This window comes from Klebsiella sp. 141240 (genome assembly GCF_050600805.1).
Taxonomy (GTDB): Bacteria; Pseudomonadota; Gammaproteobacteria; order Enterobacterales; family Enterobacteriaceae; genus Klebsiella; species Klebsiella aerogenes.
In genome coordinates this window covers 19,967-34,877 of sequence record NZ_JAQIRK010000027.1, presented here as the reverse complement: position 1 = coordinate 34,877, position 14,911 = coordinate 19,967, and the positions used below count along the sequence as shown (strand labels likewise).

Genomic DNA, 14,911 nt, shown 5'->3' with positions numbered 1-14,911 from the left:
CCGATCGTTCGTGGTTCTGCTCTGAAAGCGCTGGAAGGCGACGCAGAGTGGGAAGCGAAAATCATCGAACTGGCTGGCTTCCTGGATTCTTACATTCCGGAACCAGAGCGTGCGATTGATAAGCCGTTCCTGCTGCCGATCGAAGACGTATTCTCCATCTCCGGTCGTGGTACCGTTGTTACCGGTCGTGTAGAGCGCGGTATCATCAAAGTTGGTGAAGAAGTTGAAATCGTTGGTATCAAAGACACCGCGAAAACCACTTGTACTGGCGTTGAAATGTTCCGCAAACTGCTGGACGAAGGCCGTGCGGGCGAGAACGTAGGTGTTCTGCTGCGTGGTATCAAACGTGAAGAAATCGAACGTGGTCAGGTACTGGCTAAGCCGGGCAGCATCAAGCCGCACACCAAGTTCGAATCTGAAGTGTACATCCTGTCCAAAGACGAAGGCGGCCGTCATACTCCGTTCTTCAAAGGCTACCGTCCGCAGTTCTACTTCCGTACTACTGACGTGACTGGTACCATCGAACTGCCGGAAGGCGTAGAGATGGTAATGCCGGGCGACAACATCAAAATGGTTGTTACCCTGATCCACCCGATCGCGATGGATGACGGTCTGCGTTTCGCAATCCGTGAAGGCGGCCGTACCGTTGGCGCGGGCGTGGTTGCTAAAGTTCTCGGCTAATCGCTGATAACATTTGACGCAATGCGCAATAAAAGGGCATCATTTGATGCCCTTTTTGCACGCTTTCACACCAGAACCTGGCTCATCAGTGATTTTTTTTGTCATAATCATTGCTGAGACAGGCTCTGAAGAGGGCGTAAAGTCCGAAACGCAGCAGAGCATTTCGGTTTGGTCGCCTCGCATTTAACGCGGGGCGAAGATGTTTGTCTGAATTCTTGTGACAGGTTGGTTTATGAGTGCGAATACCGAAGCTCAAGGGAGCGGGCGCGGCCTGGAAGCGTTGAAGTGGGTTATCGTTGCCGTGCTGCTGATCGTAGCCATCGTAGGCAACTTCCTTTATCGCGACATTATGCTGGCGATCCGTGCGCTGGCTGTGGTGATTCTTATCGCTGCTGCCGGTGGCGTCGCTCTGTTAACGACAAAAGGTAAGGCGACTGTCGCCTTCGCCCGCGAAGCGAGAACCGAAGTCCGCAAAGTGATCTGGCCGACCCGCCAGGAAACGCTGCACACCACGCTGATTGTTGCTGCCGTAACTGCAGTAATGTCACTGATCCTGTGGGGACTGGATGGTATTCTGGTTCGCCTGGTATCCTTTATCACTGGCCTGAGGTTCTGAGATGTCTGAAGCTCCTAAAAAGCGCTGGTACGTCGTTCAGGCGTTTTCCGGTTTTGAAGGTCGCGTAGCTACGTCGCTGCGTGAACATATCAAATTACACAACATGGAAGAGTTGTTTGGCGAAGTCATGGTTCCGACCGAAGAAGTGGTTGAAATCCGTGGCGGCCAGCGTCGCAAAAGCGAACGCAAATTCTTCCCAGGCTACGTTCTGGTTCAGATGGTCATGAACGACGCGAGCTGGCACCTGGTGCGCAGCGTCCCGCGTGTGATGGGCTTCATCGGCGGTACTTCCGACCGTCCGGCGCCGATCAGCGACAAAGAAGTCGATGCCATCATGAACCGTCTGCAGCAGGTTGGCGATAAGCCGCGTCCGAAAACGCTGTTTGAGCCGGGCGAAATGGTTCGCGTCAACGATGGTCCATTTGCTGACTTTAACGGCGTTGTTGAAGAAGTGGACTACGAGAAGTCTCGCCTGAAAGTTTCCGTTTCTATCTTCGGTCGTGCGACTCCGGTAGAACTGGACTTCGGTCAGGTTGAGAAGGCGTAAGCCGGCGATCAAAAAAGCAGCGATTTAATCGTTGCATAGGGCGCGAAATTGGCATACAATTTCGCGCCTTTTGTTTTTATGGGCCTGGCCCGTAAAACGATGTTTAATCACGGGGAGCTTCTCTGAAGCGTTAATACCCAATTTGAGGATTTAAGAATGGCTAAGAAAGTACAAGCCTACGTCAAGCTGCAGGTTGCAGCTGGTATGGCAAACCCGAGTCCGCCGGTTGGTCCAGCACTGGGTCAGCAGGGCGTTAACATCATGGAATTCTGCAAAGCGTTCAACGCAAAAACTGAATCCATGGAAAAAGGTCTGCCAATCCCGGTTGTTATCACCGTTTACGCTGACCGTTCTTTCACTTTCGTTACCAAAACTCCGCCGGCAGCAGTTCTGCTGAAAAAAGCGGCTGGTATCAAGTCCGGCTCCGGTAAGCCGAACAAAGAGAAAGTTGGTAAAATTTCCCGCGCTCAGCTGCAGGAAATCGCGCAGACCAAAGCTGCCGACATGACTGGTGCCGACATTGAAGCGATGACTCGCTCCATCGAAGGTACTGCACGTTCCATGGGCCTGGTAGTGGAGGACTAAGAAATGGCTAAACTGACCAAGCGCATGTCCGTGATTCGTGAGAAAGTTGATGCAACTAAACAGTACGACATCAACGAAGCCATCTCTCTGCTGAAAGAACTGGCGACCGCTAAGTTCGTTGAAAGCGTTGACGTTGCTGTAAACCTGGGCATCGATGCTCGTAAATCTGACCAGAACGTACGTGGTGCAACTGTACTGCCGCACGGTACTGGCCGTTCTGTTCGCGTTGCCGTATTTGCACAGGGCCCGAACGCTGAAGCTGCTAAAGCTGCAGGCGCCGAGCTGGTAGGTATGGAAGATCTGGCTGACCAGATCAAGAAAGGCGAAATGAACTTTGACGTTGTTATTGCTTCCCCGGATGCAATGCGCGTTGTTGGCCAGCTGGGCCAGGTTCTGGGCCCGCGCGGCCTGATGCCAAACCCGAAAGTTGGTACCGTAACTCCTAACGTTGCTGAAGCGGTTAAGAACGCTAAAGCTGGTCAGGTTCGTTATCGTAACGACAAAAACGGCATCATCCATACCACCATCGGTAAAGTGGACTTTGACGCTGACAAACTGAAAGAAAACCTGGAAGCTCTGCTGGTTGCGCTGAAAAAAGCAAAACCGACTCAGGCTAAAGGCGTGTACATCAAGAAAGTTAGCATCTCCACCACCATGGGTGCAGGTGTTGCAGTAGATCAGGCTGGCCTGAACGCTTCTGCAAACTAATGCCTTTACGTGGGCGGTGATTTTGTCTACAATCTTACCCCCACTATTCTGTCAATAAGACAGACGCTATGCGAGTCATTTGAATTGCAGCAAGGCAGCAATCGAGTGAATCACCGGGAGTGTAGTTAACTACATGACCGGTGTGAGCGAGAGCAGCTAACGCCGCTGCGGTTCGAAGGACGAAGTCATAGGAAGAATTTGTTCGTTGGAGCCTGGCCTATCCAGGCCTCCGTCGAAGACCGCAGGTGTTTCGTAAGAAACTTAATCCCCTGCGTAGACGGTGACAGAACGCTAAGATTATTTTTTGGATACTCTGGCTTGTTTCTGCTCACCGTATTAAGACGCTCTATTCGTTGAATAGAGTGAAGTGAGTTCCAGAGCATAAGCTCTGGCAAACATCCAGGAGCAAAGCTAATGGCTTTAAATCTTCAAGACAAACAAGCGATTGTTGCTGAAGTCAGCGAAGTAGCCAAAGGCGCGCTGTCTGCAGTAGTTGCGGATTCCCGTGGCGTAACTGTAGATAAAATGACTGAACTGCGTAAAGCAGGTCGTGAAGCTGGCGTTTACATGCGTGTTGTTCGTAACACCCTGCTGCGCCGCGTCGTTGAAGGTACTCCGTTCGAGTGCCTGAAAGACACGTTTGTTGGTCCGACCCTGATTGCATACTCTATGGAACACCCGGGCGCTGCTGCTCGTCTGTTCAAAGAGTTCGCGAAAGCGAATGCAAAATTTGAGGTCAAAGCCGCTGCCTTTGAAGGTGAGCTGATCCCGGCGTCGCAAATCGACCGCCTGGCAACTCTGCCGACCTACGAAGAAGCAATTGCACGCCTGATGGCAACCATGAAAGAAGCTTCGGCTGGCAAACTGGTTCGTACTCTGGCTGCTGTACGCGATGCGAAAGAAGCTGCTTAATCGCAGTTATCTTTGTAAAGCACTCGCTTACGTATAAACTTATTCTGATATTCAGGAACAATTTAAATGTCTATCACTAAAGATCAAATCATTGAAGCAGTATCCGCTATGTCCGTAATGGACGTTGTTGAGCTGATCTCTGCAATGGAAGAAAAATTCGGTGTTTCCGCTGCTGCTGCTGTAGCTGTAGCTGCTGGCCCGGCTGAAGCTGCTGAAGAAAAAACTGAATTCGACGTAATTCTGAAAGCTGCTGGCGCTAACAAAGTTGCTGTTATCAAAGCAGTACGTGGCGCGACTGGCCTGGGTCTGAAAGAAGCTAAAGACCTGGTAGAAGCTGCACCGGCTGCACTGAAAGAAGGCATCAGCAAAGACGACGCTGAAGCTCTGAAAAAATCTCTGGAAGAAGCTGGCGCTGAAGTTGAAGTTAAATAAGCCAACCCTTCCGGTTGCAGCCTGAGAAATTAGGCTGAGGCTGGTGACTTTTTAGTCACCAGCCTTTTTGCGCTGTAAGGCGCCAGTAGCATTTCACACTGTTTGACTGCTGGTTTGCCTCACAATGCTTGTTTCTATCGACGACTTAATATACTGCGACAGGTTAGGGTTCCTGGGCTGTGTAAATCGCAATGAAATGGTTTAAGCGTGATAGCAACAGGCATTGCGGAAAGTGTTCCATTTTCCGGTCAACAAAATAGTGTTGCATAAAAAACTGCCCTTTCCGGGCAGATGGGTCGACTTGTCAGCGAGCTGAGGAACCCTATGGTTTACTCCTATACCGAGAAAAAACGTATTCGTAAGGATTTTGGTAAACGTCCACAAGTTCTGGATGTGCCTTATCTCCTTTCTATCCAGCTTGACTCGTTCCAGAAGTTTATCGAGCAAGATCCTGAAGGGCAGTATGGTCTGGAAGCAGCCTTCCGTTCCGTATTCCCGATTCAGAGCTACAGCGGTAATTCAGAGCTGCAATACGTCAGCTACCGTCTGGGCGAACCTGTTTTTGATGTTAAAGAATGTCAGATCCGTGGCGTGACGTATTCCGCACCGCTGCGCGTGAAACTGCGTCTGGTGATCTACGAGCGCGAAGCGCCGGAAGGCACCGTTAAAGACATTAAAGAACAAGAAGTCTACATGGGCGAAATCCCGCTCATGACCGACAATGGTACCTTCGTTATCAACGGTACCGAGCGTGTTATCGTTTCTCAGCTGCACCGTAGCCCGGGCGTCTTCTTTGACAGTGACAAAGGTAAGACTCACTCTTCCGGTAAGGTCCTGTATAACGCACGTATCATCCCTTACCGTGGTTCCTGGCTGGACTTCGAATTCGACCCGAAAGACAACCTGTTCGTTCGTATCGACCGTCGTCGTAAACTGCCTGCAACCATCATTCTGCGCGCGCTGAATTACACCACTGAGCAGATCCTTGACCTGTTCTTCGAGAAAGTGGTCTTTGAAATTCGCGACAACAAGCTGCAGATGGAGCTGGTACCGGAGCGTCTGCGCGGTGAAACCGCCTCCTTCGATATCGAAGCCAACGGTAAAGTGTACGTTGAGAAAGGCCGTCGTATTACCGCGCGCCATATTCGCCAACTGGAAAAAGACGATATCAAACATATCGAAGTTCCGGTTGAGTACATCGCGGGCAAAGTTGCTTCTAAAGACTACATCGACGAAGCGACTGGCGAACTGATCTGCCCGGCGAACATGGAGCTGAGCCTGGATCTGCTGGCTAAACTGAGCCAGTCCGGCCACAAGCGTATCGAAACGCTGTTCACCAACGATCTGGACCACGGTCCGTACATTTCTGAAACTGTACGCGTCGACCCAACCAACGATCGTCTGAGCGCGCTGGTAGAAATCTACCGCATGATGCGCCCGGGTGAGCCGCCGACTCGTGAAGCGGCTGAAAGCCTGTTTGAGAACCTGTTCTTCTCCGAAGACCGCTACGATCTGTCCGCGGTTGGTCGTATGAAGTTCAACCGTTCTCTGCTGCGCGACGAAATCGAAGGCTCCGGTATCCTGAGCAAAGACGACATCATCGAAGTGATGAAGAAGCTCATCGATATCCGTAACGGTAAAGGCGAAGTCGATGATATCGACCACCTCGGCAACCGTCGTATCCGTTCCGTTGGCGAAATGGCGGAAAACCAGTTCCGCGTTGGCCTGGTGCGTGTAGAGCGTGCGGTTAAAGAGCGTCTGTCTCTGGGCGATCTGGATACCCTGATGCCTCAGGATATGATCAACGCCAAGCCGATTTCCGCAGCAGTGAAAGAGTTCTTTGGTTCCAGCCAGCTGTCCCAGTTTATGGACCAGAACAACCCGCTGTCTGAGATTACGCACAAACGTCGTATCTCCGCACTCGGCCCAGGCGGTCTGACCCGTGAACGCGCAGGCTTCGAAGTTCGAGACGTACACCCGACTCACTACGGTCGCGTATGTCCAATCGAAACGCCTGAAGGTCCGAACATCGGTCTGATCAACTCCCTGTCCGTGTACGCACAGACTAACGAATACGGTTTCCTCGAGACCCCGTATCGTAAAGTGACCGACGGTGTTGTTACCGACGAAATTCATTACCTGTCTGCTATCGAAGAAGGTAACTACGTCATTGCTCAGGCGAACTCCAACCTGGATGACGAAGGCCACTTTGTTGAAGATCTGGTTACCTGCCGTAGTAAAGGCGAATCCAGCTTGTTCAGCCGCGACCAGGTTGACTACATGGACGTATCCACCCAGCAGGTGGTATCCGTCGGTGCGTCCTTGATCCCGTTCCTGGAACACGATGACGCCAACCGTGCATTGATGGGTGCGAACATGCAACGTCAGGCGGTTCCGACTCTGCGCGCTGATAAGCCGCTGGTTGGTACCGGTATGGAACGTGCTGTTGCCGTTGACTCCGGTGTTACTGCGGTGGCTAAACGTGGCGGTACCGTTCAGTACGTGGATGCTTCCCGTATCGTTATCAAAGTTAACGAAGACGAGATGTACCCGGGCGAAGCAGGCATCGACATCTATAACCTGACCAAGTACACCCGTTCTAACCAGAACACCTGCATCAACCAGATGCCTTGCGTGTCTCTGGGCGAACCAATTGAACGCGGCGACGTCCTGGCCGACGGCCCGTCCACCGACCTCGGTGAACTGGCGCTGGGTCAGAACATGCGCGTAGCGTTCATGCCGTGGAACGGCTACAACTTCGAAGACTCCATCCTCGTATCCGAGCGTGTTGTCCAGGAAGACCGTTTCACCACCATCCACATTCAGGAACTGGCATGCGTGTCCCGTGACACCAAGCTGGGGCCGGAAGAGATCACCGCTGACATCCCGAACGTGGGTGAAGCTGCGCTCTCTAAACTGGATGAATCCGGTATCGTTTATATCGGTGCGGAAGTGACCGGCGGCGACATTCTGGTTGGTAAGGTAACCCCGAAAGGTGAAACCCAGCTGACTCCGGAAGAGAAACTGCTGCGCGCGATCTTCGGTGAGAAAGCGTCTGACGTTAAAGACTCTTCTCTGCGCGTACCGAACGGTGTCTCTGGTACCGTTATCGACGTTCAGGTGTTTACCCGTGACGGCGTAGAAAAAGACAAGCGTGCTCTTGAGATCGAAGAGATGCAGCTGAAGCAGGCTAAAAAAGACCTGTCTGAAGAACTGCAGATCCTCGAAGCTGGTCTGTTCAGCCGTATCTACGCTGTGCTGGTTGCCGGTGGCGTTGAAGCTGACAAGCTCGACAAACTGCCGCGCGATCGCTGGCTGGAACTGGGCCTGACCGACGAAGAGAAACAAAATCAGCTGGAGCAACTGGCTGAGCAGTATGACGAACTGAAACACGAGTTCGAGAAAAAACTCGAAGCGAAACGCCGTAAAATCACCCAAGGCGACGATCTGGCACCGGGCGTGCTGAAGATTGTTAAGGTATACCTGGCCGTTAAACGCCGTATCCAGCCTGGTGATAAGATGGCAGGTCGTCACGGTAACAAGGGTGTTATCTCTAAGATCAACCCGATCGAAGATATGCCGCACGATGCTAACGGTACGCCGGTAGATATCGTACTGAACCCGCTGGGCGTACCGTCTCGTATGAACATCGGTCAGATCCTGGAAACTCACCTGGGTATGGCTGCCAAAGGTATCGGCGATAAGATCAACGCCATGCTGAAACAGCAGCAAGAAGTCGCGAAACTGCGCGAATTCATCCAGCGTGCTTACGATCTGGGCGCTGACGTTCGCCAGAAAGTTGACCTGAATACCTTCAGCGATGAAGAAGTTCTGCGTCTGGCTGAAAACCTGCGTAAAGGCATGCCGATCGCAACGCCGGTATTCGACGGTGCGAAAGAAGCTGAAATCAAAGAGCTGCTGCAGCTGGGCGACCTGCCGACTTCCGGTCAGATCACTCTGTTTGACGGCCGCACCGGTGAACAGTTCGAACGTCCGGTAACCGTGGGTTACATGTACATGCTGAAACTGAACCACCTGGTCGACGACAAAATGCACGCTCGTTCCACCGGTTCTTATAGCCTGGTTACTCAGCAGCCGCTGGGTGGTAAGGCGCAGTTCGGTGGTCAGCGCTTCGGTGAGATGGAAGTGTGGGCGCTGGAAGCATACGGCGCGGCCTACACCCTGCAGGAAATGCTCACCGTTAAGTCTGATGACGTGAACGGTCGTACCAAGATGTATAAAAACATCGTGGACGGCAACCACCAGATGGAACCGGGCATGCCGGAATCCTTCAACGTACTGTTGAAAGAAATCCGCTCGCTGGGCATCAACATCGAACTGGAAGACGAGTAACTCTCGCTCAAACAGGTCACTGGTGCCGGGGTAAAACCCGGCGCCAGATTGTGCTAACTCCGACGGGAGCAAATCCGTGAAAGACTTATTAAAGTTTCTGAAAGCGCAAACTAAAACCGAAGAGTTTGATGCGATCAAAATTGCTCTGGCATCGCCAGACATGATCCGTTCATGGTCTTTCGGTGAAGTTAAAAAGCCGGAAACCATTAACTACCGTACGTTCAAGCCAGAACGTGACGGTCTGTTCTGCGCTCGTATTTTCGGGCCAGTAAAAGACTATGAGTGCCTGTGCGGTAAGTACAAGCGCCTGAAACACCGTGGTGTTATCTGTGAGAAGTGCGGCGTTGAAGTGACCCAGACCAAAGTGCGTCGTGAGCGCATGGGCCACATCGAGCTGGCGTCTCCGACTGCCCACATCTGGTTCCTGAAGTCTCTGCCGTCCCGTATCGGTCTGCTGCTGGATATGCCGCTGCGTGATATCGAACGCGTACTGTACTTTGAATCTTATGTTGTTATCGAAGGTGGCATGACCAACCTCGAACGCAACCAGATTCTGACTGAAGAGCAGTACCTGGACGCGCTGGAAGAGTTCGGTGACGAATTCGACGCGAAGATGGGCGCCGAAGCTATTCAGGCCCTGCTGAAAAGCATGGACCTGGAGCAAGAGTGCGAGCAGCTGCGTGAAGAGCTGAACGAGACCAACTCCGAAACCAAGCGTAAAAAGCTGACCAAGCGCATTAAGCTGCTGGAAGCGTTCGTTCAATCTGGCAACAAGCCGGAGTGGATGATCCTGACCGTTCTGCCGGTTCTGCCGCCAGATCTGCGTCCGCTGGTTCCGCTGGATGGCGGTCGTTTTGCGACTTCTGACCTGAACGATCTGTATCGTCGCGTCATTAACCGTAACAACCGTCTGAAACGTCTGCTGGATCTGGCTGCGCCGGACATCATCGTACGCAACGAAAAACGTATGCTGCAGGAAGCGGTCGACGCCCTGCTGGATAACGGTCGTCGCGGTCGTGCGATCACCGGTTCCAACAAACGTCCTCTGAAATCTTTGGCCGATATGATCAAAGGTAAACAGGGTCGTTTCCGTCAGAACCTGCTCGGTAAGCGTGTTGACTACTCCGGTCGTTCTGTAATCACCGTAGGTCCATACCTGCGTCTGCATCAGTGCGGTCTGCCGAAGAAAATGGCGCTGGAGCTGTTCAAACCGTTCATCTACGGCAAGCTGGAACTGCGTGGCCTGGCCACCACCATCAAAGCCGCTAAGAAAATGGTTGAGCGCGAAGAAGCTGTCGTTTGGGATATCCTGGACGAAGTTATCCGCGAACACCCGGTACTGCTGAACCGTGCGCCAACACTGCACCGTTTGGGTATCCAGGCATTCGAACCGGTTCTGATCGAAGGTAAAGCTATTCAGCTGCACCCGCTGGTTTGTGCGGCATATAACGCCGACTTCGATGGTGACCAGATGGCTGTTCACGTACCGCTGACGCTGGAAGCCCAGTTGGAAGCGCGTGCGCTGATGATGTCTACCAACAACATCCTGTCCCCGGCGAACGGCGAACCAATCATCGTTCCGTCTCAGGACGTTGTACTGGGTCTGTACTACATGACCCGTGACTGTGTTAACGCCAAAGGCGAAGGCATGGTGCTGACTGGCCCGAAAGAAGCGGAGCGTATTTATCGCGCCGGTCTGGCCTCTCTGCATGCGCGCGTTAAAGTGCGTATCACCGAATACGAAAAAGACGACAATGGTGAGTTCGTCGCGAAGACCAGCCTGAAAGACACGACCATTGGCCGTGCCATTCTGTGGATGATCGTACCGAAAGGTCTGCCGTTCTCTATCGTGAACCAGGCGCTCGGTAAGAAAGCGATCTCCAAGATGCTGAACACCTGTTACCGTATTCTGGGTCTGAAACCGACCGTTATTTTTGCGGACCAGACGATGTACACCGGCTTTGCTTATGCAGCGCGTTCAGGTGCATCCGTTGGTATCGATGACATGGTCATCCCGGAGAAAAAATACGAAATCATCAGCGAAGCGGAAGCTGAAGTTGCTGAGATTCAGGAACAGTTCCAGTCTGGTCTGGTCACCGCGGGTGAACGCTACAACAAAGTTATCGATATCTGGGCTGCGGCGAACGATCGTGTATCCAAAGCGATGATGGATAACCTGCAAACCGAAACCGTTATTAACCGTGACGGTCAGGAAGAGCAGCAGGTTTCCTTCAACAGCATCTACATGATGGCCGACTCCGGTGCGCGTGGTTCTGCTGCACAGATTCGTCAGCTGGCTGGTATGCGTGGTCTGATGGCGAAGCCGGATGGCTCCATCATCGAAACGCCGATCACCGCGAACTTCCGTGAAGGTCTGAACGTACTCCAGTACTTCATCTCCACCCACGGTGCTCGTAAAGGTCTGGCGGATACCGCACTGAAGACAGCGAACTCCGGTTACCTGACTCGTCGTCTGGTTGACGTTGCGCAGGACCTGGTTGTCACTGAAGACGACTGCGGCACCCTGGAAGGCATCACCATGACGCCGGTTATCGAAGGTGGCGATGTTAAAGAGCCGCTGCGCGATCGCGTACTGGGTCGTGTGACTGCTGAAGACGTTCTGAAGCCGGGTACCGCGGACATTCTGGTTCCACGCAACACGCTGCTGCACGAGCACTGGTGTGATCTGCTGGAAGAGAACTCCGTTGACTCCGTCAAAGTTCGTTCCGTTGTATCCTGTGACACCGACTTTGGTGTATGTGCGCACTGCTACGGTCGTGACCTGGCGCGTGGCCACATCATCAACAAAGGTGAGGCTATCGGCGTTATCGCGGCACAGTCCATCGGTGAGCCGGGTACACAGCTGACGATGCGTACGTTCCACATCGGTGGTGCGGCATCTCGTGCGGCTGCTGAATCCAGCATCCAGGTGAAAAACAAAGGTAGCATCCGTCTGAGCAACGCGAAGTCGGTTGTGAACTCCAGCGGTAAACTGGTTATCACCTCTCGTAACACCGAACTGAAGCTGATCGACGAATTCGGTCGTACGAAAGAAAGCTATAAAGTGCCTTACGGCTCCGTTATGGCTAAAGGCGATGGCGAACAGGTTGCTGGCGGTGAAACCGTTGCAAACTGGGATCCGCATACCATGCCGGTTATCACCGAAGTGAGTGGTTTTGTCCGCTTCACTGACATGATCGACGGCCAGACCATTACTCGTCAGACCGACGAGCTGACCGGTCTGTCTTCGCTGGTGGTTCTGGATTCCGCAGAACGTACCTCCGGTGGTAAAGATCTGCGTCCGGCGCTGAAAATTGTTGATGCTCAGGGCAACGACGTTCTGATCCCAGGCACCGATATGCCTGCTCAGTACTTCCTGCCGGGTAAAGCGATTGTTCAGTTGGAAGATGGCGTACAGATCAGCTCTGGTGACACCCTGGCGCGTGTACCGCAGGAATCTGGCGGTACCAAGGACATCACCGGTGGTCTGCCGCGCGTTGCGGATCTGTTCGAAGCACGTCGTCCGAAAGAGCCGGCAATCCTGGCTGAAATCAGCGGCATCATTTCCTTCGGTAAAGAAACCAAAGGGAAACGTCGTCTGGTTATCACCCCGGTAGACGGTAGCGAACCGTACGAAGAGATGATCCCGAAATGGCGTCAGCTGAACGTGTTCGAAGGTGAACGTGTAGAACGTGGTGACGTGGTTTCCGACGGTCCGGAAGCGCCGCACGACATTCTGCGTCTTCGTGGCGTACACGCGGTAACGCGTTACATCACCAACGAAGTGCAGGACGTTTATCGTCTGCAAGGCGTTAAGATTAACGATAAGCACATTGAAGTTATCGTTCGTCAGATGCTGCGTAAAGCGACCATCGAAAGTGCTGGTAGCTCTGACTTCCTCGAAGGCGAGCAGGTTGAATACTCCCGCGTTAAGATCGCTAACCGCGAGCTTGAAGCGAATGGCAAAGTTGCGGCAACCTATTCCCGCGACCTGCTGGGTATCACCAAAGCGTCTCTGGCAACCGAGTCCTTCATCTCCGCGGCATCGTTCCAGGAGACCACTCGCGTGCTGACCGAAGCAGCCGTTGCGGGCAAACGCGACGAACTGCGCGGTCTGAAAGAGAACGTCATCGTGGGTCGTCTGATCCCGGCGGGTACCGGTTATGCGTACCACCAGGATCGTATGCGCCGTCGCGCAGCAGGCGAGCAGCCGGCTGCACCGCAGGTGAGCGTAGAAGAAGCGTCTGCCAACCTGGCAGAACTGCTGAACGCAGGCCTGGGCGGTTCTGACAACGATTAATCGTTGATTCGCTAAGCGCTTAAAAGCCAGTCAGGTTTCCTGACTGGCTTTTTTATTATCTGTCGATTTATTTCACCTAAACTGAATTACATTTATTTAATGTAATTGCCGCAATTAATTAGCAAATTAAACATTCTTGATAATTATCTATTTGCTATTTCTTTATGCCATCACTAATCGATGGATAAAAATTCTACATGTATCAAAAAATAAGCGCCGCAAACGCTATATAGTCAAAACACTCAAAGAATCATGTGATTACTTTCCCAGTCCTTTTCGGTTTACCGCAACTGAGGGGTTCGCTGCGCCTGTTAAAAGGCAATGGAGGAGGTGAGCAAAAATAAAAATAAAACGGAGAGTATTGTCGTTATTTAATGGATAGCTTCTGGGGGATGCATGGAATTTGCTATACAGCTCATCATTATCTTAATTTGTCTGTTCTACGGCGCGAAAAAGGGTGGTATTGCGCTCGGTCTTTTAGGCGGCATTGGCTTAGTTATCTTAGTTTTTGTCTTTCATCTTAAACCAGGAAAGCCACCGGTTGATGTCATGCTGGTCATTATCGCGGTGGTGGCCGCCTCGGCGACGCTACAGGCATCCGGCGGTTTAGACGTGATGCTGCAGATTGCCGAGAAGCTCCTGCGGCGCAATCCCAAATATGTTTCTATCGTCGCGCCATTCGTCACCTGTACGTTGACTATCCTGTGCGGTACCGGGCACGTGGTGTATACGATCCTGCCAATTATTTACGACGTGGCGATTAAAAATAATATTCGCCCGGAACGGCCGATGGCGGCGAGCTCGATTGGCGCCCAGATGGGGATCATTGCCAGCCCGGTTTCGGTGGCGGTGGTCTCGCTGGTGGCGATGCTCGGAAACTTTACCTTTAACGGTAAGCATCTTGAGTTTCTCGATCTACTGGCGATAACCATTCCGTCAACGCTGCTGGGGATCCTGGCGATTGGTATCTTCAGCTGGTTCCGCGGTAAGGACCTTGATAAAGACGAGACCTTCCAGGCGTTTATTGCGATACCGGAAAACCGTCATTATGTTTATGGCGATACGGCTACGCTATTGGATAAAAAGCTGCCGACCAGCAACTGGATTGCGATGTGGATCTTCCTTGCCTCAATTGCCGTGGTGGCGCTGTTGGGCGCGTTTTCCGAACTGCGTCCGGCGTTCGATGGTAAGCCTCTCTCAATGGTACTGGTAATCCAGATGTTTATGCTGCTCTCCGGGGCGCTTATCATCATCATTACCAAAACTAACCCGGCATCGATTTCTAAAAATGAGGTTTTCCGCTCGGGGATGATCGCTATCGTCGCGGTATATGGTATCGCATGGATGGCGGAAACCATGTTCGGCGCGCACATGACCGAGATTAAAGGCGTGCTCGGAGAGATGGTGAAGGAGTACCCGTGGGCCTACGCTATCGTGCTGTTATTGGTATCGAAGTTCGTCAACTCCCAGGCGGCGGCGCTGGCGGCGATTGTTCCGGTAGCGCTGGCGATCGGCGTTGACCCGGCCTATATCGTCGCTTCCGCGCCCGCCTGCTACGGCTATTACATCCTGCCGACCTACCCAAGCGATCTGGCGGCGATTCAGTTTGACCGTTCAGGCACGACCCATATTGGCCGCTTCGTCATAAACCATAGCTTTATCCTGCCGGGATTAATTGGCGTGAGCGTTTCTTGCGTCTTTGGCTGGGTGTTCGCGGCGATGTACGGTTTTCTGTAAGTGAGACAGGCGCCGCTGGCGGCGCCTGATGATTCATCGG

The 14,911-nt window shown here is 52.7% G+C and carries 10 protein-coding genes; all 10 read left to right on the top strand.

What is annotated here, in order from left to right; translation table 11 throughout:
* The coding region (locus PGQ95_RS24890) for an EF-Tu/IF-2/RF-3 family GTPase (protein WP_375156938.1) at nt 1–681 on the top strand (681 nt) is incomplete at its 5' end.
* 232 nt (nt 682–913) lie between these two features.
* Complete coding sequence (secE, locus tag PGQ95_RS24885) at nt 914–1,297, top strand: preprotein translocase subunit SecE (protein WP_015368827.1); 384 nt, start codon at nt 914–916, stop codon at nt 1,295–1,297.
* A 1-nt stretch (nt 1,298) separates the two neighbouring features.
* The gene (nusG, locus tag PGQ95_RS24880; RefSeq protein ID WP_007665882.1) at nt 1,299–1,844 is read left to right on the top strand and encodes a transcription termination/antitermination protein NusG; all 546 of its coding nucleotides are present in this window, start codon (nt 1,299–1,301) and stop codon (nt 1,842–1,844) included.
* Between the two features lie 156 nt (nt 1,845–2,000).
* Nucleotides 2,001–2,429: a 50S ribosomal protein L11 gene (rplK, locus tag PGQ95_RS24875; protein WP_020079906.1), complete on the top strand. Its 429-nt coding sequence runs from the start codon at nt 2,001–2,003 to the stop codon at nt 2,427–2,429.
* A 3-nt stretch (nt 2,430–2,432) separates the two neighbouring features.
* The gene (gene rplA / locus PGQ95_RS24870) at nt 2,433–3,137 is read left to right on the top strand and encodes a 50S ribosomal protein L1 (RefSeq protein ID WP_015368826.1); all 705 of its coding nucleotides are present in this window, start codon (nt 2,433–2,435) and stop codon (nt 3,135–3,137) included.
* Nucleotides 3,138–3,551: 414 nt separating this feature from the next.
* On the top strand, nt 3,552–4,049 hold the full coding sequence (gene rplJ / locus PGQ95_RS24865; RefSeq protein WP_004097644.1) for a 50S ribosomal protein L10: 498 nt from the start codon (nt 3,552–3,554) through the stop codon (nt 4,047–4,049).
* A 66-nt stretch (nt 4,050–4,115) separates the two neighbouring features.
* The gene (gene rplL, locus PGQ95_RS24860) at nt 4,116–4,481 is read left to right on the top strand and encodes a 50S ribosomal protein L7/L12 (protein WP_087859253.1); all 366 of its coding nucleotides are present in this window, start codon (nt 4,116–4,118) and stop codon (nt 4,479–4,481) included.
* A 324-nt stretch (nt 4,482–4,805) separates the two neighbouring features.
* The gene (rpoB, locus tag PGQ95_RS24855) at nt 4,806–8,834 is read left to right on the top strand and encodes a DNA-directed RNA polymerase subunit beta (RefSeq protein ID WP_015704004.1); all 4,029 of its coding nucleotides are present in this window, start codon (nt 4,806–4,808) and stop codon (nt 8,832–8,834) included.
* A 76-nt stretch (nt 8,835–8,910) separates the two neighbouring features.
* A complete protein-coding gene (gene rpoC / locus PGQ95_RS24850) occupies nt 8,911–13,134 on the top strand; it encodes a DNA-directed RNA polymerase subunit beta' (protein WP_045397360.1) in 4,224 nt (1,407 codons plus the stop codon).
* 396 nt (nt 13,135–13,530) lie between these two features.
* Nucleotides 13,531–14,871 carry an anaerobic C4-dicarboxylate transporter DcuB gene (gene dcuB, locus PGQ95_RS24845; protein WP_045397357.1) on the top strand — a complete coding sequence of 447 codons (1,341 nt, stop codon included), beginning with the start codon at nt 13,531–13,533 and terminating at the stop codon, nt 14,869–14,871.
* The last annotated feature ends 40 nt before the right edge of the window (nt 14,872–14,911 follow it).